The following is a 24,210-nucleotide window of genomic DNA, read 5'->3' as shown; positions in this document are numbered from 1 at the left end:
GCTATCTATTGCATGTTCAGCTAGTTTTTCTGATTCATAACATTGCATATTTATTTTAGTTTTGCAACACCCTCTTAGAAGTAAAAGAAAAAGAAGTTGTTGTTTTAATTGGTGCCAGTGGTTCTGGTAAAAGTACATTACTTCGCTGTCTTAACTTTTTAGAAATGTACGATGAAGGCGAAATTCACTTACAAGGTGAGCGAATTGATCCAAAGCATTCAAATTTAAATAAAGTCCGTGAAAATGTCGGTATGGTTTTTCAGCACTTTAACCTCTTTCCTCATATGACCTCACTAGAAAACATCATAGAAGCACCTATTCACGTAAAAAAATTAGAGAAAGCAAATGCAAAGGATATTGGAAATCAACTTCTCCAAAAAGTCGGCCTTCAAGATAAAGCGGATGTAACTCCTCATCTTCTTTCAGGTGGTCAAAAACAGCGCATTGCCATTGCACGAGCTCTTGCAATGAGCCCTAAGATTATGCTATTTGATGAGCCTACCTCAGCTTTAGACCCTGAACTTGTTGGAGAAGTATTGCAAGTTATGAAAGAACTTGCTGAAGAAGGGATGACAATGGTTATTGTTACTCATGAAATGAATTTCGCAAAAGATGTAGCTGATCGCGTCATCTTTATGGACGATGGAAAGATTGTAGAAGATGCTCCGCCAGCACAATTCTTTTCAGCTCCATCACATGAACGAGCAAAACAATTTTTACGCAACGTTTTATAATGTAACTTCTGTTTCAAACGAAAAGGAATATATTCATACGGTGCACAACTAATCATCCAAATAAAATATTTCAATAACATACTAAAAAACCATCCGTATGATCAATATATAGGAGGGGTTTTATGAAAAGAAAACTATTAACCATTGTTGCGAGCATTACACTATGTACATCCTTCATACTAGGAGCTTGTAGCAAAGAAAGCTCTACTACTTCATCAAATGGTGAAAAAGAATTTCGCTATGCGATGAGTGGATTATACAAACCTTTTAACTATAAAGAAAATGACGGCAAACTTGTCGGCTTTGATGTAGAAATCGGTGAAGCTCTTGCTAAAAAGATGAACATGAAGGCTACGCCCGTTACAAACCCATGGGAAACGCTGATTCAAGGTCTTCAAGCGAAGAAATATGATGTAATACTGGGTAGTATGGCAATTACAGAGGAGCGCTTAAAAGCTGTTGGTTTCTCAAATCCGTACTATCGCTCTGGCGCCCAAATTTTTGTGGCTAAAAAGAATACCGCTATCTCTTCTCCAGAAGATTTAAAAGGTAAGAAAATTGGTGTTGTAAAAGCTAGTACCTTTAAAAATCTTGTTGCAAAATATACAGATCAAATCACAGAATATGACAGCGATATTACTGCTCTTATGGACTTAGAGCCTGGGCGTGTTGATGCAGTAATTACGGATCAAATGGTTGGTCTACGTATGATAAAAGAAGGAAAATCGAATATAAAAGAAGCCGGAAAACCATTAAATCTTGATGAAATGGGAATTGCTATCCGCAAAGATGATAAAGAAATGGTTGAGCAAGTAAATAAAGCGTTAGATGAAATCATTAAAGATGGTACGTATGAAAAGATCAGTAAAAAATGGTTCGGGCGTAATATTCTTGGTGAAGAGGAAAAAACGAAGTAAGTAAGTTAGCCATTCAAAAGATTCATAAACAGTGCCCCACTGATTAAGTGTTCATTTTATGTGGGGCATTTCATTCTCTACTAAAATCTATACAATATGAGGTGAAACGCATGTTTGAAATTTTTATCTCTTCCTATCCCACACTCTTAAAAGCTACTATTGTCACATTACAATTAACATTAACTTCCCTAGTACTCGGTTCATTAATTGGATTATTATTCGCTTTCTTTCGAATCTCTAACAATAAAGTTTTAAATAGTATCGCTCATGTCTACATTGCTATTATTCGTGGTACACCTTTAATTGTTCAAATTGCCATTCTCTATTTTGGAATTACATCCGTTGTTGTTTTCACCCCTTTTTGGGCAGGAGCAATCGCTTTAGCAATTCATAACGGTGCATATATTACGGAAATTTTCCGTGGATCTATTCAATCCGTTGACCGGGGACAATTAGAAGCAGCTCGCTCTTTAGGCATGCCTTATCCTTTAGCTATGCGACGAATTATATTACCACAAGCATTTCGTCTGTCTCTTCCTCCTCTAGGAAACCAATTTATTATCGGATTAAAAGATTCTTCACTTGTTGCTTATGTAGGAATGTCCGAATTATGGGGATCAGGTTTATCAATTGCAGCAGGTAACTTCCAACAATTAGATACTTACATAATCGTTGGTGCATACTATCTCGTACTTGTTCTTCTATTTACTTATTTTGTTAATCTTTTAGAAAAACGATTACAACGAAAAGAAACTAACTCCGTCCAAGTAAGCAGAAAAAACAAGAAAGAAGTTTCTTTATAGCAAAAAAGCAAGCTCACTAAGAGCTTGCTTTTTTGCTATAAAATACATCTATTTTTACTGATTTACTTTTTTAATACTCTCTTTTTCTTCTATATGTTCCTCACGATATGAAATATTATGAGGATCTAGTCCATTTCCTAAAGAACCATAGAAATGCTCTCTATGCGGATCAACTAATTCACTTCCGTGATAATACACACGTGGTGTATTCCAAAGTGCTGCCAATGCTTTTGTCATCGGCATTTCGTGATAGCGTTCCGGCCACATTTCTTTAATCTTCTCTTTTACTAACGGATAGTATTTTGAACTCATAGCAGGAAACAGATGATGTTCTGTATGATATGAGAAGTTGAAATGTAAAACGTCTACCCAGCGCGGCACTGTTACTGATAAACAGTTTGCTAATGGATCATTTACTGGAACAATTGGATTTAAGCGGTGATTTGTTGCGATATATGCCATTACAATAAAGTTAGCAATTAACAACGGAATGACATATGCAAATAACCATTTTCCTGGTCCCATAATAAACAATAAACTAATCCAAACTGTCCAAGGTAAAAGAAGTTGAAGCCATACAGATTTTTGATTGGATGACTTAAATTCTTTTATAAAATGAAAGAACATTCGAGTCGAATGCAATGTAAATTGAATTGTTAGTGACAGAAAACTAAAGAATGAACGTACATGAAGGGGCATACGATATACCCAACTCAAAAACTTACTCTTCTTAAGTTTCTCAAGTGTCGGCCATGCATCTGGATCATTCTCTTCATGCTGTGTATGAACATGATGCGTTGCATTATGCCACTTTCTCCAAAGCTTTGGCCCTGTTGATAATGGCATAAATGCAATCGCGCCTAAGAAGTCACGAAGCCATGCCTTTCTTACAACAGTTCCATGTAAAATTTCATGCCCTAAAAATCCAAGTGAAGCAAAACATAATCCAAGAACAATTGCAATTCCTAGATTCGCCCACACATTCAATTCAAATACACCAATCGCTATTAACCCCGCCAATGCCACAAGCAAATAAGCCAGTCCACCAAATAAACGAGTAGGCACTGGTTTAAATGCTTTTTTCGGCAAATGTGGTGATACACGTGCTGCATACCACCCAAACGTATGAAGCTCCTTCATCCTTTTGCTCCTTTCTTATGCCGCGCCTTGCGCAACTTACATATATTAATTCTTGCTTCCAGATTGATTTTACTAGGTGATCCAAAAAGCATCTATTATAAGGAAAATATACTCACTCTATCGTCACTTATTTTTCGCTTTTATTATCAATGAAAAACATTTCTCTTTTTACTCTCTATCAACCTTTCCACATGATGAATCATAACAATAGAATTTCTATATTGTCAACACCTTTTATGACCTAGTAATAAAAGGTGGTTATATTTTTATAATCATACTTTATTTCACTAAAGAAAATGTATAGATTCCATAAGGATTTACCCAATATATATAGACATTTTCTTAAACACCATAGACTCTATCTCATTCAATAACTCCCTATGTAATCAACAAAACTGAATCACTTGAATTTAGTTTTATATAAATCCTACTACTTCATAATGCCCCACCTAATTAATTATATTAAAATAATTTATAACCTCTTTTAATAAAAATAGACTACTTCTAAAACAACACACATGAATTTCATATAATATGGAAATATTAAAAGGAAAATTGTTCTAAAATCAGGAGGTTTCCGCAATGACAAGTGATACATTTCCACAACTGCCGCTATCTTATTGGATTGAATCTACTCAGTTTCCTACTTTCCCTCGTTTATCCGAAAATATAAAGACGAAAGTTGCTATTATCGGTGCTGGTATTACAGGTATTACTACTGCCTATTTACTTGCAAAAGAAGGCGTCGATGTTGTTTTAATTGATTCCGGCCGTATTTTAAACGGAACGACTGGGCATACAACAGCGAAAGTAACAGCACAACATGATCTTATTTATGATGAATTAATAAATCATTTCGGTGTAGAAAAGGCCCGGATTTACTATGAATCAAATAATAAGGCTCTACAATTCATAAATAAAACTGTTCAAACATATAAAATCGACTGTAATTTCTCAAATGAAGATTCATATTTATATACAACTACTGATAACGGATTAAGAAATTTATCGAAAGAATATGAAGCTTATCAAAAATTAAATATACCTTGTGACTATGTTCAATCTCTATCGATTCCTATTCCAGTACAATCTGCGCTTGTAATGAAAAATCAAGCACACTTCCATCCCCTTCTTTATTTAAAAACACTTTTAGAAAAGTTTGTGGAGATGGGCGGAAAGGTCTATGAACAAACAACAGCTATGGATGTGGAAAAGGGAGATTATCCACAAATAATTACAAAAGAGGGCCATCATATCACTTGTGAATATGTCGTCTCTTGTTCACATTTTCCTTTTTATGATGCGAATAGCTTTTTCTTTACGCGAATGTACGCAGAACGCTCCTACGCTCTTGCAATAAAAGCAAAAATGGAGTATCCAGGTGGCATGTATTTAAGTATTGATGATCCAAAGCGCTCCTTACGCTATATAACAAACAATGGAGAAAAATTAATTTTGATTGGCGGAGAGAGTCATAAAACAGGTCAGGGAATAAATACAATGCTTCATTATGAAGCACTCTATTCTTTTGCTGAAGCCACTTTTGGAATAGATGAAGTTCCTTATAGATGGTCAGCACAAGATTTAATTACTCTAGATAAGCTTCCTTATATCGGACATATTAACGAAAGAAATCCAAATATATTTGTTGCAACTGGATATCGCAAATGGGGAATGACAACTGGAACTGCTGCCGCTCACCTACTGAAGGACTCCATCCTAAAAGTTCACAGTCCCTATAAAGAACTGTATGCACCATCACGCTTCCATGCAAATCCAGATATAAAAACGTTCCTCTCCCAAAACATTGATGTTGCGAAACATTTAATTGCAGGAAAGATTGAAACCGCATTACGTAAGCCAGAAGATCTCGAAGTTGGTGAAGGATCTGTCGTACATGTTAACGGTAAACGAGCAGGTGCTTATAAGGACAAAGAAGGAAAATTACATATCGTCGATACAACTTGTACACATCTCGGCTGTGAAGTTGAATGGAATAATGGTGATTGTACTTGGGATTGCCCTTGCCATGGTTCTCGTTTTTCAATTGAGGGAGACGTTCTTGAAGGCCCAGCAGATCAACCGTTAAAACGAGTTGATAATGAGTAAACAAATAAAGAAGTTCAACAAAATTACTGTTGAACTTCTTTATTTGTTATAAACCCTTTTCAGATAAAATTCGACACAAGGAGGAAAATATTAACATTAAATAAAATAATATATTCATCTACAAATTAAAAGGGGTGAATATTATGCAACCTTCAGCTCCACCTCATCTAGAATCTACAGAAACTATCTTTCCAAGCTCTATTACAAAACTTGTTGTTTTTATTTGTTGGCTAGCCATTTTAGCTGATGGATATGATTTAGGTATTTACGGTGCCGTTCTACCAAAGCTCCTAGAAGACAAAAGCTGGGCGCTATCACCAGCGCATGCTGGTACAATTGCAAGCTATGCTTTATTTGGGATGTTTATTGGGGCTATTCTAGTTGGAACGATTACAGATCTAATTGGGCGTAAATGGACGCTTATATGCTGTTTAGCACTTTTTTCTATCACAATGGGTTTAGCGGCTATCGCTCCTTCTCCTGAGTTATTTGGATTATCTCGATTTATAGGAGGAATCGGATTAGGCGGTGTTATCCCAACAGCTTCAGCACTTACTGTTGAATATTCACCAAAAAAAAGGCAATCTTTTATTTATGCTCTTATGTTTACTGGCTATCCTTTAGGTATCGTGTTAGGTGCTATTTTGTCCATGCTTATGTTAGAAGATTTCGGATGGAGAATTATGTTTGGTATCGGAATGATTCCACTACTCCTCATTCCTTTCATTATTCGCTATTTACCCGAGTCCATTCAATTTTTATTATCACGTAATCGCCAAGAAGAAGTGAACCAAATTCTTAATCGTTTTCAAATTGAATTTCATGTAAAAGATAAAACTCATCAAGACCCATCTACTATACGAAAGAAAAATGGATTTTTTACTTTATTCTCAAAAGAATACATAAAAGCAACGCTACTTTTTTGGATCACTTATATAATGGGAATGTTTTTAATATATGGTTTAAACACTTGGTTACCACAGATGATGCGCCAGGCAGGATACCCTCTTGGGTCTAGTCTGTCATTTCTACTTATGCTAAATATTACCGCAGCTATCGGCGCATTATTCGCTGGAGCAATTGCTGATCGTATAGGAGCAAAAATTGTTATTAGCATCTCTTATCTTATGGCAGCCATATGTATCGGACTATTAACAATCAAACCATCTGTTACAATCATTTATCTTTTAATTGGCCTTGCTGGTATTGGATCAGTCGGTATTACTCAAATATTAAATGCATATGTAACACAATACTTCCCATCACATATCCGAGCTACCTCCTTAGGCTGGGGACTGGGGCTTGGCCGAGTTGGTGCAATTGCTGGCCCAATTCTCGTCGGTATTATTATGACAATGCAATATGACTTAGCATGGAATTTTTACTTATTCTCCTTTGCAGGTCTTATCGCAGCTATATCTGTTTTCTTCATTCCTACAAAATAAAAAGGGCACAAACTTACTTGTGCTCTTTTTCATATGCTTCAAACAACATATCTCGAAACAATGTATTTAAACTCTCAATATCGATTCCTGATCCCTTTTCAATTCCTTTTACATATTGCTGATAGTAATGAATTTGTTCTTCTAAAAATTGATTTAGCACCTTAATTTTCAATCCAACATCTAATTCAGTACCTGCTTTTTTCTTTATTAACAACTTTTCAATTTCATCTAATACGCTACGTTCTAATGATAATTCTGTAATCAATCGGTCAAATTCTACAGGAGGTAAAGTCGTTTTCTCTTCTAGCCACTTACAAGCTAAAATGGGACGTAATACATAAAAGTACTTTTTCAGCTTTACATTCTCACCTTGCAAAAATTCACGATAATTTTTCGACGCCATATGTAAATAATGATATATCGTTGCTTTTGGATCAAAATTCTTCTCACTCATCTGTTGAAGTAGTTCTGGAAAATTAGAGTTTTTCGAATAAAAAATTGGTGATCGAATCCACTCAAGTAAAGCAGGATTCGACTTCGCGAATAGTTGCAAAGACTTTTTAATATCCCAACCACTTATATCTAAATCATCACTAATTGGATATTCAATTACATCTCGTTTGTCATGAATTGATAAATACCATTCTACCGGATGTATATAAACAAACCTAACATCATAATCGCTATCTTTCGATGGAAAACCCCAAGCACGACTCCCTGATTCTACCGCAAATAAAATTTTCACATCATTCTCTTTTTCAATTCTTTCTAACTCCGACTCGATTTTCCCTCTCATTGCATAACACCTCCATTTTTTGATTATTTCCTTGGAAATTCGACAAATACAATACTAATTTTACTACATACCAAAAAAACTGTCAGAAATTACTGACAGCCTAATGAAACGTCTATTGTTGCTTTTCGATTACAGTAGTAGCAATTCGTTCAAACTCTTTTTGAATCTCCTCTTTATATGCATCTACTATTGAAAAGTCCATAGCAGCAATATAAATTCGTTCTAATTTATCACGAACCGATTTTGCTTTCGCTAAGAAAGACATCGCCTCATTCATTTTTGCTTTATATTGAATGGAAACATCACGAATTTCCTTCGCATATTTCTCATCCGTCCCTGGCGTAACAATAAGGGCATACATATCAATAATTTCATCACCCTCGCGACTTGGAAAATATTCATGTGGTGCGGTGCTATCAAAAATTGCAAAGCCTAATTCTCTTACGATAACCATATCAAGACTATGCGGGTCAAATCCGCAATGATATACTTCAACTTCAAATCCTTTTTCTTCAGCTGCCTTAGCTAACTTTTTGAGCATCGTTGATTTTCCAGAGCCTGGGCGCCCTTTTATAAAATAACGATGTGGTAACCCTTCTGTTAAATTAGGAACAAAATCAACTGCTCCTTTCGGTGTAGCAGCTCCTAAAAAACGATGTTTTACAAGCGATTGTCTCCCGCTTTTATCTGCAAATAATTTCTGGATTAGCTGATTGGTTAGTTCATTTGCTTTATTAAAATCTATATTATCAATATATATCTTCTCCCACTCATCATGTATAACCAATGCCTCTTTAAAACGTGCGTAAGCAGACTGAAAAGCTTTGCTTGCTTCTGAAACAAATCTTTCAATTTCTAACTTCTGCTTTCTTAGTTTATCTGAGTCCCAAGCAATTCCTAAATTTATATACTCTTCAACAACTCCTGGCATTTTTGGCTCAATAACATGCGGCGATGTCCCATCAACAATTCCTACTTTTAATTTTGGGATAATTACACCATCAACCGATTTATTATCAGAAGAACAATGTAAAAATTCAATATCATATCCTTTTTCAATCCATTCACGACCTATTGCCTTTATTAAAGAAGATTTTCCCGTTCCTGGGCCACCCTTTAAGATAAATAATCTGTCTAATCCTTTTAAATTCTCTTCGTATAAATTGTGAAATCCCCTAGCTGTATTACCACCAGCATAATAATTTAATACATTTCCTGTCACTGCACTCACTCCTTCGCAGCATTCTATTTACATAAGCTACAATATGCGAGCAGCTTTATTTGGGTGAATACCTATTTTGTATTGCACGAAAAAAGGAAATGAATTACAATTTAACTATCGGAAAATTCCGATTTTAAAAACTGAATACTTCTTTATCAAGAGAGGCAGAGGGACCGGCCCTTTGAAGCCCAGCAACCTCAGTTTATACAAACTGAATAGGTGCTAATTCCTGCAAAATGCATTGCATTTTGGAAGATAAAACTCAACTAGCATGTAAAGCTCATCTTTCTTGATACTGAAGGATGAGCTTTTTATTATTTGAAAAACATATATTGGAGGTATGTAAAATGAAAGTAATTGATCTATCGCAAACATTTGAAAATAATATGTCTCAATTTCCTGGAACACCTAAAATACAACTAGAAGCTGTTACAAGTGTTGAAGAATCAGGCTATCAAGTTACAGATTTTCATTCTGTCGTTCATGTTGGCACGCATTGTGATGCTCCTGCGCATTTTATTTCAGGCGCAACGACCATCGATCAATTACCGCTGGATCAATTTGTAGGTGAAGCTGTTCTTATAGATGTAACACATATTCAAGAGCGAAAATTACCTAAGGCAGTATTGCATAATACTGACATAAAAGAAGGTGATATTGTTATTTTTCATTCTAATCTATCCACCAAATGGAATACAGAGGCTTATGAGAAGGAAGCATTTTATCTTTCTGAAGAATTAGCTAAAGAACTAGTGCGATTAAAAGTAAAATCTATCGGTTTAGATTTCATTTCTCCTGATGAAGTCACAACAGAAACATCACCGATTCATCACATATTACTAGGGAATAATATTTACTTAATTGAAAACTTAACAAATCTAGATGCTATCGAAACAAAACGTTTCTTTTTCTCAGCAGCACCTTTAAAAATTAAAAATAGTGACGGTGCTTTCGCAAGAGCATTTGCTGTTATTTTTTAAACACAGCCTATAAAAAAAGCAAAGGCCACTATTGGTCTTTGCTTCTATATTTTCTATTTAAATTAAGAAAGAATTGTTCCACACGGGGACGCACCCAAGCTAAACAATCTATCTCTTTCTTCTTTGTGCAAGCTATCTCTTCTCCATCTACCATTTCAACAAGTTCTAGTTCTAACAGTTGCCTCGTGAATGCTAACATATTCACTTCTTCGGATGGATACTCTTCTTTTAATTTCTCCTCAATTTCCCCCAATAAAAAACCGTCACGCATCATTGCCAATGCATCAATCCAAAGTGGCGGCATTTCATATTTTTCTCCTGTAATTGTATCTTTTACAATATAATTCTTTTGCTCTTTTCGAAATTGAATCGTGTGTAAACATACAGTCGAATTTAATGTTAATTCCATCATACCACCTCTTTCATAATATCTGCATAGAAAAAAGGATGCGTGTGCACCCCTTCTTATCTTTTCATAACACCACTGAACCGCTACATGAGCAATCAATCTCATGTCGATATTTTCCTCCATTATAAACGAAGTATTTTATAAAAAAAACCCTTCTTGAAACATTTTATAAAATGTTTATATTTACACAACAAGAACACTTTTCTGAAAAATCTTTTCTCCCAATACATTAAACGGTCGGCAGAAAAATTTCTACTTTCGTTCCTACTCCTAGACTACTTTGGATCGTGATACTCCCTTGATGTTCCTTAATAATTTTATATGTAATCATTAACCCAAGTCCTGTACCAGTCTCCTTTGTTGTGTAAAACGCCTTGCCGATTTTTTCTAATTTATCATTCTCTATACCAAATCCTTGGTCTTCAACAGAAATACACAAATGTCCTTGCGTTTTTTGATATGCACGGATATGAATTTCTCCGCCCTCTGGCATTGATTCTATTCCATTTTTAATGATATTTAATAACACTTGTTTTAATTGCTTATCATCACCGTTTATAGCCGGTAAATTCCCATCTACTTGTATATGACATTTAACTCTATATTGCGTTGCATAACTTTCCATTAGATGCACAACATATAGAAGGATATCTCGTATATTACACCTTTCATAATTTGTTGGCTTTGGTTTTCCTAACAACATCAATTCACTAACAAATCCATTAACCCTTTCAATTTCTTGTAGCATAATGTCGTAGCTCATCGTATCAGTTGGATTTCTTTCTTTTTGCATTTGCGTAAACCCTTTTAACGCTGTTAGCGGATTTCGAATTTCATGGGCAATTGTTGTAGACATAGTCCCAATCACAGCTAAATTTTCCGTCTCTTTCATATTGTTCATCATTTCAACCACTGTTCTTACATAAGATTGAAATCGTTTTAATAAAGAATGTGAAATAATGAAATAGAATATACATAAAACAAGTGGAATTACCACTTTTAAATCTTGTAATAGCAATGTGAAAAATACGTACTTTCCAATTACACTAAAGGACACTAAATAAAAGTATTTTCTATTCACGAAAACTGGGGCAAATAAAATTAATAACATTTCTACCATACTACCATGTTCAAAAGGTCTATCCGTTCGCAAATAAATCATTAAATTATTCACAAGATTGATAAACATGTACCCAAATAAAAATAAATATTTTACAGAATATACATACCCTCTTTTTTGAAGATATATAGAAATAGGAAATAATGCTATTACAAATATAGGCACACCTATCCCAAGACTACCTTCTGGCCAACCTACCGCTGTTCCACTAATATTCATAGCAGGATATACAAAATAATATATAGCGTCATATAAAAAGAATATAATATAAAATAATAATATAAATACCTTTAAGGCTCTTCTTTCTTCATAAATCAAGCTCTTGTATTTATTCATATAAAAACTCCCCTTGATCGATACAAAAAACTTTCATTGTTATCTCCTTAAAGTATAAGTATGAAATTGCTTTCAGGGCAATATTTAACCTTATAATAATGAAAGGAAGGAGATCTCCCCTTCCTTTTGGTAACAACTTACATCCATCTTACCCTGTCATGTAACAATCCATCCGTAAAATTATTATGCCCTATTACAAAATCCTTCATATATAAATTTAAATACTCACCGTACTTACTTTCTGTATTTAATAACAACTCCTCAACGTAATAAGCACCTTGTTCAAATTGATCTAAAAGTAAACTGGACAAGCCCGCATAAATCCCGCACCCTACTTGAAAATACGTTGCATTCGTTTTATATTTACGAAAAACTTGGCTACTATTCATCACATTATACATATATGTCTCACTATTTTCATAAACGAGTAACACACCGACCAAGTCCTCTCCAGCAACCTCTTCTTCCGCTGGATTAAACACTTTACGATTCCAGTTCCATAAATCTTCTACTTGATCTAAGTTCTGTCTAATTATATTTGTTGTATACTCATTAATTCGGTAAAGAAAACCAACTTCCATATTAAAGTTTTTCCCTAAAATTAATACTTCCTCATGTGGCATTAAACAACCATAGAATTCTTTTTCTCCTAACTTCACTTTATACTCTGAAGCATATACATCTTCATAAAAGTAAAGAGGACGATGATGACTCATATACATCGGATAACTCCAGATTGCTTCATCTAAAAATCGCTCTACTGCCCATGAAGCATAAAGTGTATGTGGCTTTATAAGTGCTGTATCATTCAAAAACGATGTGTCATGTTCTACAATATAACATGCTCTTGGCCTTTCATTTGGTCGTTCCTTCATAAGCTCAACAACCATCCATTGAACAACACCTGGATTCATACCTGCACCTATAATCGCTTTTGTATTTGTAAATTTCTCTTTCTCCTTCTCAAACCTTGTATATCTTTCCGTAAGCTGAAAGCCGATTAAGCTATCGTCCTGATCTACTGCCTCATTTTCCAAGGCTGAGTTAATATAACAAATTCCTAGTTCATTACAGCAGCTTAATACTCTAATTGTATCTGCCCCTGAAACATCAATCACAACACTCGTTCTTTTTTCTTTTAAATGTTGTTTAAATTCCACTACATTTTGAAGGTTTATTTCATATAAATATAATTGACTTTTCAAATTCGAAAACAAATCATCATAATAAGTCCTATCTTTTTGTTTTATATCCACCAAATGAAATTTGGCATTCTTTAATACTTCATAAATTGGATCTTTTTCATTTGCTATCGCTTGATTTAAAATTGCTAAAACTGCTTTTGCTGCTCCACCAGCACTACCAAGCAATGTAATTGATAACGAATTCGGAAACTGCTCCACAAACAAAACCCCTTTAATAAATTAGTTGAGCAGCTCCTCCTCAAAAAATAAATTGAATACATAAAAAGATAGCTCGTACACAATTTTTATAAGTTAGTGTAAAGTTACCTTTTAAAAAATCACACTATACTATGTTTATATTCAATTCATTTTTCCCCTCATCTTCAAATTAAACTAAAACAAATAGGCTCGACCTTTTCTTCTGCATATAAAAGAAAAAGTCAGCCCTTCCAACTAATCTACGGACAATGGACGGATTTTACATGTTGAATATTCACATACATTTTTGCATCACGTGCTTTTGATATTTCAATATGACCTTCATCAATTTTCGCCATTTTTCCAATTTTATTGGACTCCTCACCTAAATCAAACACCATAATTTTCCCAGTCATTTTAATAAGCTGTTCTTCAAATGTTCTAGCTAATGTAATATTTAACGGATTTACGGGGAGTTCATTTTTATTGAGGGCATACGGTACTTGGTTTTCTTTATACGGAATTAACCATTTTAAATGCTTTAAAGATATATATACCGTTTTATAAACCGGACTATAAAAAACAATATAGTCGTTCATCACACTTGTAACATAACCATGTATTGGAGCATTTCCTGCTACATAAACTTCTGTAAAAATCCCTTTAGAAGTACTTAATACTTTTCTCAAAGAAATTGAAGGGGATTCCCTCTTAATTACAGAATCAACATCTGGTTTTAGTATGTCTTCGTCATGTGGTCTTAAAAATTTATAGTATTGTACATGATATAAAGATATATATACATAGTCTTGTCCATTGTAAAGAACAATAATGTCATTTCCTACGTCTATTAATATACCTTTAAACCTTTTTTCACCGATTAATTTAACATATATATTTTCCCCAATACTTTTGTTTAACTCATTCATCTATATCCTCCTTCCTATGAATTTTAGCTTTCCTATCTTCCGTTTCAAAAAAATAATCAGGGCAATGTTCTGTCTTAATAGTAAGTAATTCCTTTTCATACTATCGAAATAAGAAATTGTTCTTCTCTTTCCCTCATAATGCCCCTCTTATTTATTAAACATTATTCATCTTCATTCTTTTTACATTTCACTACTTGACTCACACTCTTAATATGATAATTAATGATATAAATAACTTCATCACCGTTTACTAGCGTAATACATTCTTCATGCACTTCACTTAATAGGCCTTCTACACACTCTGGGCCGCCACGGTTAATCTTTACCCACTTATACTTCAAGTCACGTAATACATCGACGAAAGTATCATCATCAGAGCAGAAACATGAAACATAGCCATCGCCACATTTACTTTCTTTCACTTTCTTAACTAGACTCTTCACATGTTTCAATTGGTAATATACTAATTCACCAAGAGGAAGTTGTAATGTAAGGTAATCTCTTCCTAACGATACAAGTACCCCCACTCGACTCTCTGGTCCACGAAGATTTACTTTTACAGTCTCACCGACTAAGCCTTTAATTTGTTCACAGCATAATATACTTTCCAAATTTGTATCCTCCTTTCTTATTATCTTCCTCTTCTTGACTGTCTTTGTGCGCGAGCTCGACCTGAATCATTACTTTCACTTTCGCTTTCTTCGCTCTCTCTACAAGGTACTGTTACACTCTTAATATGAGATACTGCAACTAATATAACTTCTTCTTTTACAATTAGTGTCACAAATTCACAAGAAACATCTTGTAAAATACCTTCAACTTTCTCTGGGCCACCACGATTAATTTTCACCCAGCAATATTTGAAGCTTTGAAGTAACTTTTCAAAGTCATCTTCACATTCACATTCCAACCATCTGCAATCATCTGTTTTACAATCTTTCACATTTTTTGTAATACTTTTCAGATGACGAATCTGATAGTAATAGAGCTCTCCTTTTTCATTCTTTAATACAAAGTAATCCGAACATACAGCGACTATTGTCCCTTTTTGAGATTCTGGACCACCCCTGTTTACTCTCACAAAAGATCCAATTAAGTCTTTCAGAAAATCACAATGAAATAAACTCACGAGAAAACCCCTTCCATTAATTTATAAGCTTTTGCACTGATAGTATATGTATCTGTACAGGTTACGTTCTCTATGTTTGTCCTAGCTAGAAAAAAATATGCTTTTAACATGGTAGACTACTACCTATCAAAATTTGAAGAAAGGCTAAGGACTCCTTATGTTTTTGATATCTTCAAACAAAAAATCCCTTATGAATATACATTTCTGCATATCTTCATAAGGGATTTTCCATAGTTTAATCTTCGTCTTTAACATCCATATCTTCTGGAATTGGTTCGTTCAATATTTCTTCCACTAATTGCTTATATTTCTCCATTTGTTCTAAATGTGTATTAAATTGTTCTTTATTTACTAAATATTGCTCTCCATCGAATAGCGCACGAATTTTCTTTTGCTGAATTAACTCTTCAATATACGATTTTGGTAAATTCAAATACTCCGCAGTCTCTTCTACTGTTATATACAATGCGTTCATTCCTTTATTATTTTTTCATCTATACTGTATCTTACTTTACTTTATTTTTGTAAACAAATAAAAAAGATTTTGTAAATGCAGTTCAAAAAGCAGGTAGATGCATTCCATATATTGTATAGTATTATATAGTAAGAATTTTTTAAATATAGAATGGTATTACCCATTTACACAAAGGAGAGTTAACATATGGCTACTCGTCACATCATTACAATGTTAGAAAAAACACTACAAGTTGAAACAGAAAACACAATTTCTCATTTGAATGTATCTTTATCTGATCGTTTTCTTTCTCAAAGCACAGCAATACATGAAAACAATTGTTATCATACAATTGGTGAATGGTACAAAAATCATTTCTTATTCCAACAAGATGATTTCCTTTGGGCTAAATATGCTTTCTATGACGCATATTGTGAAGCCATCAAAAAACAAGGCCATCTTACAAAACGCGTCCGTCAAATATTAGAATCATTGGCTCGAAAACACGGAAAACAGTATATTGCTTCTATACTAAATATGCCATTTCCTAATGAACGCGCTAAAGGGACAGCGTAATTTAGCCATGTTCTGCGTAAGCAAAACATATCTAAATTGTTTTCTAGGATGCTTTACCAATAAAATGTTCATATCATATGAACTGATGAAACCGGTGTCATTATAATGATTGAAAATATAGTAAACAGGAAAACCCCCACGTACATCTCTCATCCATTTGAATAGAGAAGTATGTGGGGGTATACTTGTTCCTTATTATTTTATCATCTGCTTAATCAGTTCGCGATTTCTCTTCTTAAATACTTCATTATGAGAAGAAACCATTCCGTACTCACTTGCATCTGGTTGGATAAATTGCTTTGCTTTATTCACAGCATTTCCAGCATCTTGGAATGCACCTGCAATTAAGTGTAGTTTCCCTTCGTGCTTTAAAATATCTCCAGCAGCATATAATCCATCTACTGAAGACTCACTATTTGCATTACCTGCAATATAATAATTATCTATAATTGCAACGTCTAACTCACTATTTTCTAATAATGTAATGTCGCGTTCATATCCATGATTAATAATAACTTCATCAATAGGTAAGTGAGAAACCTCACCTGTTTCATGATTTGTTAATTCTACATATTCGATCGCTTCATGATTATCACCAGCAATTAATTTTGTAATCGATGTATTAAAGAAACACTCCGCTGAGCTGTTCATAAGTTGTTTTACTTGTGCTTCATGACCAGATAATTCTTCTTTTCTATAGGTTACATACACTTTTTTCGCAATTGGTTCCAATTCATTTGCCCAATCAACAGCAGAATTGCCTCCACCGGAAATAATAACTGTTTTACCTTTGAAACGCTTTAAAGATTTAACTGTATAATTTAAATTCGATACTTCAAATCGCTCAGCACCTTCAATAGATAACTTTTGCGGTTTCAATATACCACTTCCTGTTGCGACGATAACTGTTTTTGAAAAGTGTTCTTCGCCAGTACTTGTTTTTAATGTAAAAGTACCATCTTGATTACGAATAATCGATTCTACTTTTGTATCTAATACAACTTCCGGCTTAAATGTTAACCCTTGCTGTACAAGTTGTTCAATTAACTTATCACCTGTAACTGGCAATAGTCCTCCTACATCCCAAATCATTTTTTCCGGATACACATGTATTTTTCCACCTAAATGTGGTTGAAATTCTATTATTTTTGTTTTCATTTCTCTGAGTCCACTATAAAAAGCTGAATAAAGCCCTGCAGGTCCTCCGCCTATCACGGTTACATCAAACAATTCTTCTCGATTCATTCGTGCTCACTCCTCAGCTATTAATCATTGATTATCATTCTCAATAAAATATAACCTGTTTCCGCAAAATTTACAATCAAAATTACTATTGACAATACACCTATATAAAATTATATTATTTAAAGAATCAATAGTGATAATCATTATCATTTTGTTAATAATTAGCAAATTTGAGATTACATCTTCTTTCATTAATATGGTTATTACTATATTATAAAATCTCATATTCAAGATTTTTAATAAATTATTTTGCATTACCACTACTATTTCAAAAAGATTACAGTTAAACAAATTATTGTATACACATATCATCTATGTTAAAGGAGAAAGACGATGAAAAAGTTATTTATTTCACTAACAGTCCTTTTCGTTCTTGTTATGAGTGCTTGTAGCAATGGCTCTACAGACAAAAAGAACGATGCAAAAGGTAGTAAATCAGAAACAATTACATACCAATCTGAAAATGGTAAAGTAGAAGTTCCTGCAAATCCAAAACGCGTTGTTGTACTATCATCATTCGCTGGTAACGTAATGTCATTAGGTGTAAATCTTGTTGGGGTAGATTCATGGTCTAAACAAAACCCACGTTTTGATAGTAAACTTAAAGATGTTGCTGAAGTATCAGATGAAAATGTTGAAAAAATCGCTGAACTAAATCCAGATTTAATCATTGGTTTATCAAATGTTAAAAATGTCGATAAGTTAAAGAAAATCGCTCCTACTGTAACATACACTTACGGAAAAGTTGATTACTTAACACAGCATTTAGAAATTGGTAAGTTATTAAACAAAGAAAAAGAAGCAAAAACTTGGGTTGATGACTTCAAGAAACGTGCACAAGAAGCTGGTAAAGAAATTAAAGCAAAAATCGGTGAAGATGCAACAGTTTCTGTTGTAGAAAACTTCAACAAACAGCTTTATGTATACGGCGAGAACTGGGGCCGCGGAACAGAAATTCTGTACCAAGAAATGAAATTAAAAATGCCTGAAAAAGTAAAAGAAAAAGCATTAAAAGAAGGTTATTACGCATTATCTACTGAGGTATTACCTGAATTTGCTGGTGATTACTTAATCGTAAGTAAAAACAAAGATACTGATAACTCATTCCAAGAGACAGAATCATATAAAAACATCCCAGCAGTAAAAAATAATCGTGTATATGAAGCAAACATGATGGAATTCTATTTCAATGATCCACTTACATTAGATTTCCAACTAGACTTCTTCAAGAAGAGCTTTCTTGGTAAATAATACAAACATGAGGAATTCTTAATTTAAGAATTCCTCTTCCTTTATTCTATGAACAGAAAAGATGTGAAACGAATGACAAAAGATCATGATAATCCACGTTCTATAGCTTTTACATACAAACTAATTTTAAGCTTAATTGCATTCTTTCTTATTTTTATGGTTGCAATGGTATTAGGTGCTGCAGATACTTCGATAAAAGGTGTATGGTTAGCACTCACTTCCTCCGCTAAAGGAGACAAAATATCTATTATTCGAGAAATACGTTTACCACGTGAAGTTGCTGCTATTTTTGTAGGAGCTGGATTAGCCGTTTCTGGAGCAATTATGCAAGGATTAACACGAAATCCACTTGCGGACCCTGGATTATTAGGGCTATCTGGTGGAGCAAATGCTGCGCTTGCACTAACACTTGCTTTCAATCCTTCCATCAGCTATCTTTACTTAACGTTAGCTTGCTTTATCGGTGCTGCAATTGGCGCAATTATGGTATTTGGAATTGGTATGGTGAAAAAAGGTGGCCTTTCTCCTCTTCGAATTGTATTAGCGGGCGCTGCAGTTTCAGCATTTCTACTCGCAATTTCAGAAGGAATTGGCATTTACTTTAAAATTTCACAAGATGTATCACTTTGGACTGCTGGGGGCGTAATTGGAACAACTTGGAGCCAATTAAAAATTATTATTCCAGTCATTTCAATTAGTATCTTTATCGCTATCTTACTAGCAAAAAAATTGACAGTTCTTAGTTTCAGTGAGGAAGTGGCTATTGGACTAGGTCAAAAAATTATTGTTATTAAAACTATTTTATTTATCATTATTATCTTACTTGCAGGTGCATCTGTAGCGCTTGTTGGAAATATGGCATTTATCGGTTTAATGGTACCTCACATGGTACGCCCAATTGTCGGTCCAGATTACCGATTTGTTATACCGATGTCAGCAATTGCTGGAGCTTCCTTTATGCTACTTGCAGATACAATCGGACGTACTATTAACGCTCCGTACGAAACACCAGTTGCGGCAATTGTCGCGATTGTAGGATTACCATTCTTCCTATTCATTGTACGTAAAGGAGGAAAAACATTCTCATGATGCAATCTATTTTAAGAAAACAGCGTCTCATTATACTCGCTTTACTTATAGTAATCATCACAACCATTGTAATTGGAATGGGACTTGGTTCAGCATCTTTATCTTATGATCGACTACTCCCAACATTAATGGGGCAAGGGACTTTTAAAGAGGAGTTCGTTTTATACTCTTTAAGACTACCTAGAATTGTCATTACATTATTAGCTGGTATGGCTCTCGCTTTATCAGGGGCTATTCTGCAAGGAATTACCCGAAATGATTTAGCTGAACCTGGTATTCTTGGTATTAACTCTGGGGCTGGTGTTGCTGTTGCTATTTTCTTTTTATACTTTCCAATAGACGTAGGTTCATTTCTTTACTTACTACCTGTCGTTGGATTTATTGGGGCATTTCTGACAGCTGTTCTAATTTACGTATTTTCATATAGTAAATCAACTGGACTTCAGCCGGTGCGATTAACATTAACTGGTATCGGTTTTGCATTTGCACTATCTGGAACGATGATTGTCCTTATTTCATCCGCGGATCGTATGAAAGTAGACTTTATTTCAAAATGGATTGCCGGAAATATTTGGGGAGATGACTGGATCTTCGTTTTAGCAATGCTCCCATGGTTAATCGTATTCATTCCGTTTATTTTCTATAAAGCAAATCGATTAAACATCTTAGCATTAAACGAACCAGTCGCAATCGGCGTTGGAATTGAAATTGAAAAAGAACGCAGGTACTTATTAGTTGCAGCCGTTGCACTTGCAGCTGCAGCTGTTTCCGTAACAGGAGGAATTAGCTTTATCGGATTAATGGCTCCTCATATCGCGAAATCTTTAGTAGGTCCAAGACATCAAATCTTCATGCCTATCGCCCTTTTAATCGGCGGATGGCTATTATTATTAGCAGATACAATTGGACGAAATATCGTTGATCCTAATGGCATTCCAGCAGGTATTGTCGTTGCTTTAATTGGGGCTCCTTACTTTATGTATTTGTTACTTAAAAAAGCGTAAAAAACACCCTCAAGATCTTTTCATGAGGGTGTTTTTGTTTCATTCTACTGCTGCCCATACCCTTCAAACTTCTTCGCCAAATTCTCCATCTCATCTTCTGGCAAAAGCTTCGGTTCTCCGACGCTTTTCGTTTGATAATAAATTTGAGCACAAAACTCAATCTCTTCTGCAACAGTAAACGCCATTTTTATATTATTTGCACCAGCAATTAAACCGTGATTCGCAAGTAACACTGCACGGCGATCAATCATGCCTTCAAAAGCAGCATCTGCTAATTGCTTCGTACCAAATGTCTCATACGGCGCACAGCGTACATTCGGGCCTGCAAAAGCAATTAAATACGATACTGCAGGAAGTTCCCATCCTAATGATGCAATCGTCTTTGCATAAGGAGAATGTGTGTGTACAAGCGCATTTATATCTTCACGCTTTCTATAATAAATAAGGTGCATATCTAGTTCACTTGATGGCTTTCTTTCTCCTTCTACTACTTCACCATCTAAGTTTAATATAACTACATCTTCAGGCTTTGTTTCATAATAATCTAAACCACTTGGACTAATCGCAACAAGACCTTGTTCACGATTAAAGATACTAATATTACCGCCCGTTCCCTTTGTTAAACCACTAGAAATCATTTTCTTTCCATACGCTACAATTTCTTCTCTTTCTTTTTGTAATAACATATACATCCCCCTAAGTATGAAGCTTATGATGACTGACTTTTATATTTATCTACTTATTGAAATAGCTTTTTTAAATTCTCCGTAAACGGTGCCTTTACAATCCCTTTTTCTGTAATAATCGCTGTTACATTTTCATGTGGAGTAACATCAAATGCTGGATTATATACTTTACTTTCTTTCGGAGCTGAATATTGTCCAAAGCGATTAATCACTTCAGAAGCATCTCTTTCTTCAATCGGAATTTCTTTTCCTGTCGATGTCTTTAAATCAATTGTCGGTGTTGGCGCTGCTACATAAAACGGAATGTTGTAGTACTTAGCTAAAATAGATACGCCTAATGTGCCAATTTTATTTGCTACATCACCATTTGCTGCCACACGATCGCATCCAACGATTACTGCATCAATCTTCCCTTGTGACATGACCATAGCTGCCATATTATCCGTAATAACAGTAACGTCAATACCCGCTCGCTGCAGTTCTAATGCTGTTAACGTTGAACCTTGTAATCTAGGACGCGTTTCATCCGAATAAATTTTTAAATTCCATCCTTTTTCTTTCGCTAAATACATTGGAGCCGTCGCAGTACCATACTTAGTCGTCGCTAAAGCACCTGCATTACAATGCGTTAATACTCCCATTTCATCATGGAATAATGTTAATGCATGCTCTCCAATTTGACGGTTAATTTCTTCATCTTCTCTATGAATTTCTTTTGCCTCTTCTAGTAATCTATTTTTCAGCTGTGAGATTGATAAGTGAGCATTATCTGTCGCTACACTTTCCATTCTTTCAAGCGCCCAAAATAAATTTACTGCAGTCGGTCTTGATGTCGCCAAGTATGTACATACCTTTCTTACTTCATCCATAAATCCTTCTTCCGTACTTTCAGCAAATTCCTTTATCCCTAAATACACTCCATAAGCAGCTGAAACACCAATCGCGGGTGCACCTCGTACTTTCATTACTTGTATTGCATCCCACACACTTTCAGCTGTTTTAAAAGATTCATAGACAATTTCATTTGGTAATAACGTTTGATCTAACAAAACTAAAGCATCATCTTTCCACTGAATTGGTATTAATTGCTCTTCCATCATATTCTCCCCTTACTTCGCGTAGTGCGTTGACTGTTCTTTTAACGTTTCTACAAAACTTGTGCCCGTTCTATATTGATTCGCTCGTAAAATAAAACTCTTCGCTACTTGAAGACAAATTCGCTCCGCTCTAGCACGTGCTTCCTCATTCCCAATACAAGTAATATCTTTTACTTTCGCTAATCCAACAATACGGCGAATTAATTCCAGACCTGTCACTGCAGCTGTATCCTCTAATACAGATTGCAAATAGACTTCGCTAAAGCCTTCTTCCTTCGCCATAATCTCGGTCACATGAATATCCCAAGCACCTAAAAACTTCTGCTTAAATAAATCAATTACCTCTACCATCGTAGTTTGTAACCAATCCATATACGTATCTTTCTCAGCTCCAGGTGGCATCGTTGCATCTGCATTCACCCAAGCAAACATTAAATTCGCCATTACATTCCCAACGTCATATCCCATAGGTCCATAAAAAGCAAACTCAGGATCAATAACCTTTGTAGAATCATCTCTTACAAAAACAGAACCAGTATGTAAATCACCATGAAGTAATGCCTGTGCATTCGTCATAAAAGAAAATTTACGTTTCGCTACTTCCATACGAAGCTCTTTATCACTATATATATGTTCCCTAATCCATCCCTCATTTAACGGAAATAACTCATTACGCTTATTATGATTGGTAAATGGTTCTGAATATACGAGGTCCTCTGTAATCTCACATAATTCAGGATTTATATAATTCTTCACAAGTTCCTTCTTCTCTTTATGATTCATTACAACATCCGATGTTAACAAAAGTGTATTTACCATAAAAGTAGTTAAATCATCCGCAAGCCTCGGAAATATTTGATGATTTATAAGTGCTGTACGTAATATTGTGTGATCCGATAAATCTTCCATTACGCAACAATTCATCACACTATCAAATAAATACACCTTAGGAACAAGTCCAGGTGCTAACTCATCCTCTAACTGCAAAACATCTGATTCTATACGAATACGATTCGTCGACAACTTAAACTCATCTGAAATGCGAGCTGTATCCCCAGCTTGCTTTACGATGACAGACATGTTCTCTTTTTCATCCCAAACGCGGAACACATAATTTAAATTGCCATCACCTATTTCTTTACACTGTAACCCCTTTGCATTTTCAAACTTAGATAATTTCTCTTTCACATATGCAATCACATCTTTAGCTTCCATTAAAAAATACTTTGTGAACTTAGACATGGTTTCCCCTCCACACCAATTGTAAGCGTTTTCTAAAAGCTATAAAAAATAATAGGTTGAATTTTTTCATCCTATAAATATGTATTCTTCTTTTTGAAAGGTATATCTAGGTTTT

At 34.6% G+C, this 24,210-nt stretch carries 23 protein-coding genes, 1 pseudogene and 1 riboswitch; of the genes and pseudogenes, 10 read left to right on the top strand and 14 right to left on the bottom strand.

Translation table 11 applies throughout. From position 1 onward, the window contains the following. Nucleotides 1-74 precede the first annotated feature (74 nt). From ACQRBL_RS01850 to ACQRBL_RS01840, 3 genes and pseudogenes are all read left to right on the top strand, one after another. Nucleotides 75-734: pseudogene (locus ACQRBL_RS01850) on the top strand (amino acid ABC transporter ATP-binding protein); the annotation flags it as partial. A gap of 122 nt (nt 735-856) precedes the next feature. Next, the gene (locus ACQRBL_RS01845; RefSeq protein ID WP_078994491.1) at nt 857-1,651 is read left to right on the top strand and encodes an ABC transporter substrate-binding protein; all 795 of its coding nucleotides are present in this window, start codon (nt 857-859) and stop codon (nt 1,649-1,651) included. A gap of 47 nt (nt 1,652-1,698) precedes the next feature. Further along, nucleotides 1,699-2,454 carry an amino acid ABC transporter permease gene (locus tag ACQRBL_RS01840; RefSeq protein ID WP_003269335.1) on the top strand — a complete coding sequence of 252 codons (756 nt, stop codon included), beginning with the start codon at nt 1,699-1,701 and terminating at the stop codon, nt 2,452-2,454. Between the two features lie 54 nt (nt 2,455-2,508). Here the strand turns inward: ACQRBL_RS01840 and ACQRBL_RS01835 are convergent, their stop codons facing one another. Then, nucleotides 2,509-3,594, bottom strand: coding sequence for a fatty acid desaturase family protein (locus tag ACQRBL_RS01835; RefSeq protein WP_000661208.1), 1,086 nt, complete (start codon nt 3,592-3,594; stop codon nt 2,509-2,511). Between the two features lie 582 nt (nt 3,595-4,176). Here ACQRBL_RS01835 and ACQRBL_RS01830 point away from each other — a divergent pair. Continuing rightward, nucleotides 4,177-5,703, top strand: a complete 1,527-nt coding sequence (locus tag ACQRBL_RS01830; protein ID WP_411996501.1) for an FAD-dependent oxidoreductase — start codon at nt 4,177-4,179, stop codon at nt 5,701-5,703. Nucleotides 5,704-5,846: 143 nt separating this feature from the next. Beyond that, entirely contained in the window at nt 5,847-7,148 is a 1,302-nt protein-coding gene (locus tag ACQRBL_RS01825; RefSeq protein WP_001183082.1) for an MFS transporter, read from the top strand. A 13-nt stretch (nt 7,149-7,161) separates the two neighbouring features. Here the strand turns inward: ACQRBL_RS01825 and ACQRBL_RS01820 are convergent, their stop codons facing one another. Next, nucleotides 7,162-7,944 (bottom strand): nucleotidyltransferase domain-containing protein, encoded by a 783-nt coding sequence (locus ACQRBL_RS01820; protein WP_065481848.1) that lies wholly within the window; start codon nt 7,942-7,944, stop codon nt 7,162-7,164. Nucleotides 7,945-8,056: 112 nt separating this feature from the next. Beyond that, nucleotides 8,057-9,166, bottom strand: a complete 1,110-nt coding sequence (locus ACQRBL_RS01815; RefSeq protein WP_000147459.1) for a PRK06851 family protein — start codon at nt 9,164-9,166, stop codon at nt 8,057-8,059. A 149-nt stretch (nt 9,167-9,315) separates the two neighbouring features. Beyond that, nucleotides 9,316-9,428: riboswitch (SAM riboswitch) on the top strand. An 85-nt stretch (nt 9,429-9,513) separates the two neighbouring features. Here ACQRBL_RS01815 and ACQRBL_RS01810 point away from each other — a divergent pair. Next, nucleotides 9,514-10,146, top strand: coding sequence for a cyclase family protein (locus ACQRBL_RS01810; RefSeq protein ID WP_000862979.1), 633 nt, complete (start codon nt 9,514-9,516; stop codon nt 10,144-10,146). 28 nt (nt 10,147-10,174) lie between these two features. Here ACQRBL_RS01810 and ACQRBL_RS01805 read toward each other — a convergent pair whose 3' ends face one another. The 7 genes from ACQRBL_RS01805 to ACQRBL_RS01775 form a co-directional block, all read right to left on the bottom strand. Beyond that, a complete protein-coding gene (locus tag ACQRBL_RS01805) occupies nt 10,175-10,555 on the bottom strand; it encodes a hypothetical protein (RefSeq protein ID WP_000424116.1) in 381 nt (126 codons plus the stop codon). A 229-nt stretch (nt 10,556-10,784) separates the two neighbouring features. Next, on the bottom strand, nt 10,785-12,011 hold the full coding sequence (locus ACQRBL_RS01800; RefSeq protein WP_001046108.1) for an ATP-binding protein: 1,227 nt from the start codon (nt 12,009-12,011) through the stop codon (nt 10,785-10,787). 137 nt (nt 12,012-12,148) lie between these two features. After that, the gene (locus ACQRBL_RS01795) at nt 12,149-13,414 is read right to left on the bottom strand and encodes an S-adenosylmethionine decarboxylase related protein (RefSeq protein WP_071731328.1); all 1,266 of its coding nucleotides are present in this window, start codon (nt 13,412-13,414) and stop codon (nt 12,149-12,151) included. Nucleotides 13,415-13,653: 239 nt separating this feature from the next. Next, a complete protein-coding gene (locus ACQRBL_RS01790) occupies nt 13,654-14,322 on the bottom strand; it encodes a hypothetical protein (protein ID WP_001004268.1) in 669 nt (222 codons plus the stop codon). Between the two features lie 161 nt (nt 14,323-14,483). Continuing rightward, nucleotides 14,484-14,933, bottom strand: coding sequence for a hypothetical protein (locus ACQRBL_RS01785; protein ID WP_000443836.1), 450 nt, complete (start codon nt 14,931-14,933; stop codon nt 14,484-14,486). A gap of 20 nt (nt 14,934-14,953) precedes the next feature. Further along, entirely contained in the window at nt 14,954-15,451 is a 498-nt protein-coding gene (locus tag ACQRBL_RS01780) for a spore coat protein (RefSeq protein ID WP_411996502.1), read from the bottom strand. A gap of 235 nt (nt 15,452-15,686) precedes the next feature. Continuing rightward, entirely contained in the window at nt 15,687-15,926 is a 240-nt protein-coding gene (locus ACQRBL_RS01775; protein ID WP_001998970.1) for a helix-turn-helix domain-containing protein, read from the bottom strand. Nucleotides 15,927-16,112: 186 nt separating this feature from the next. Here ACQRBL_RS01775 and ACQRBL_RS01770 point away from each other — a divergent pair, with 186 nt between their 5' ends. Continuing rightward, on the top strand, nt 16,113-16,481 hold the full coding sequence (locus ACQRBL_RS01770; RefSeq protein WP_000235474.1) for a hypothetical protein: 369 nt from the start codon (nt 16,113-16,115) through the stop codon (nt 16,479-16,481). Nucleotides 16,482-16,676: 195 nt separating this feature from the next. On the opposite strand, the gene ACQRBL_RS01765 is transcribed toward ACQRBL_RS01770, so the two are convergent. Then, nucleotides 16,677-17,726: an NAD(P)/FAD-dependent oxidoreductase gene (locus ACQRBL_RS01765; protein ID WP_001078267.1), complete on the bottom strand. Its 1,050-nt coding sequence runs from the start codon at nt 17,724-17,726 to the stop codon at nt 16,677-16,679. A gap of 333 nt (nt 17,727-18,059) precedes the next feature. Here ACQRBL_RS01765 and ACQRBL_RS01760 point away from each other — a divergent pair, with 333 nt between their 5' ends. The 3 genes from ACQRBL_RS01760 to ACQRBL_RS01750 are packed head-to-tail and all read left to right on the top strand — an operon-like array spanning nt 18,060 to nt 21,070. Next, complete coding sequence (locus ACQRBL_RS01760) at nt 18,060-18,977, top strand: iron-hydroxamate ABC transporter substrate-binding protein (RefSeq protein WP_000732579.1); 918 nt, start codon at nt 18,060-18,062, stop codon at nt 18,975-18,977. A 48-nt stretch (nt 18,978-19,025) separates the two neighbouring features. Then, nucleotides 19,026-20,066, top strand: coding sequence for a FecCD family ABC transporter permease (locus ACQRBL_RS01755; RefSeq protein ID WP_411996503.1), 1,041 nt, complete (start codon nt 19,026-19,028; stop codon nt 20,064-20,066). Continuing rightward, complete coding sequence (locus ACQRBL_RS01750) at nt 20,063-21,070, top strand: FecCD family ABC transporter permease (RefSeq protein ID WP_000983749.1); 1,008 nt, start codon at nt 20,063-20,065, stop codon at nt 21,068-21,070. The genes ACQRBL_RS01755 and ACQRBL_RS01750 overlap by 4 nt, the downstream gene beginning before the upstream one ends. Before the next feature lie 44 nt (nt 21,071-21,114). Here the strand turns inward: ACQRBL_RS01750 and ACQRBL_RS01745 are convergent, their stop codons facing one another. The 3 genes from ACQRBL_RS01745 to mtnK are packed head-to-tail and all read right to left on the bottom strand — an operon-like array spanning nt 21,115 to nt 24,095. Continuing rightward, nucleotides 21,115-21,756, bottom strand: coding sequence for an L-fuculose-phosphate aldolase (locus ACQRBL_RS01745; RefSeq protein WP_098519472.1), 642 nt, complete (start codon nt 21,754-21,756; stop codon nt 21,115-21,117). Nucleotides 21,757-21,809: 53 nt separating this feature from the next. Continuing rightward, nucleotides 21,810-22,856: an S-methyl-5-thioribose-1-phosphate isomerase gene (mtnA, locus tag ACQRBL_RS01740; protein ID WP_061666185.1), complete on the bottom strand. Its 1,047-nt coding sequence runs from the start codon at nt 22,854-22,856 to the stop codon at nt 21,810-21,812. A 9-nt stretch (nt 22,857-22,865) separates the two neighbouring features. Then, nucleotides 22,866-24,095 carry an S-methyl-5-thioribose kinase gene (mtnK, locus tag ACQRBL_RS01735; protein WP_098519473.1) on the bottom strand — a complete coding sequence of 410 codons (1,230 nt, stop codon included), beginning with the start codon at nt 24,093-24,095 and terminating at the stop codon, nt 22,866-22,868. Nucleotides 24,096-24,210 lie beyond the last annotated feature (115 nt).

The sequence above is a fragment of the Bacillus sp. AF62 genome, assembly GCF_050312695.1.
In the GTDB taxonomy this organism is placed as follows: Bacteria; Bacillota; Bacilli; order Bacillales; family Bacillaceae_G; genus Bacillus_A; species Bacillus_A cereus.
This window is presented reverse-complemented; position numbering and strand designations above follow the sequence as displayed.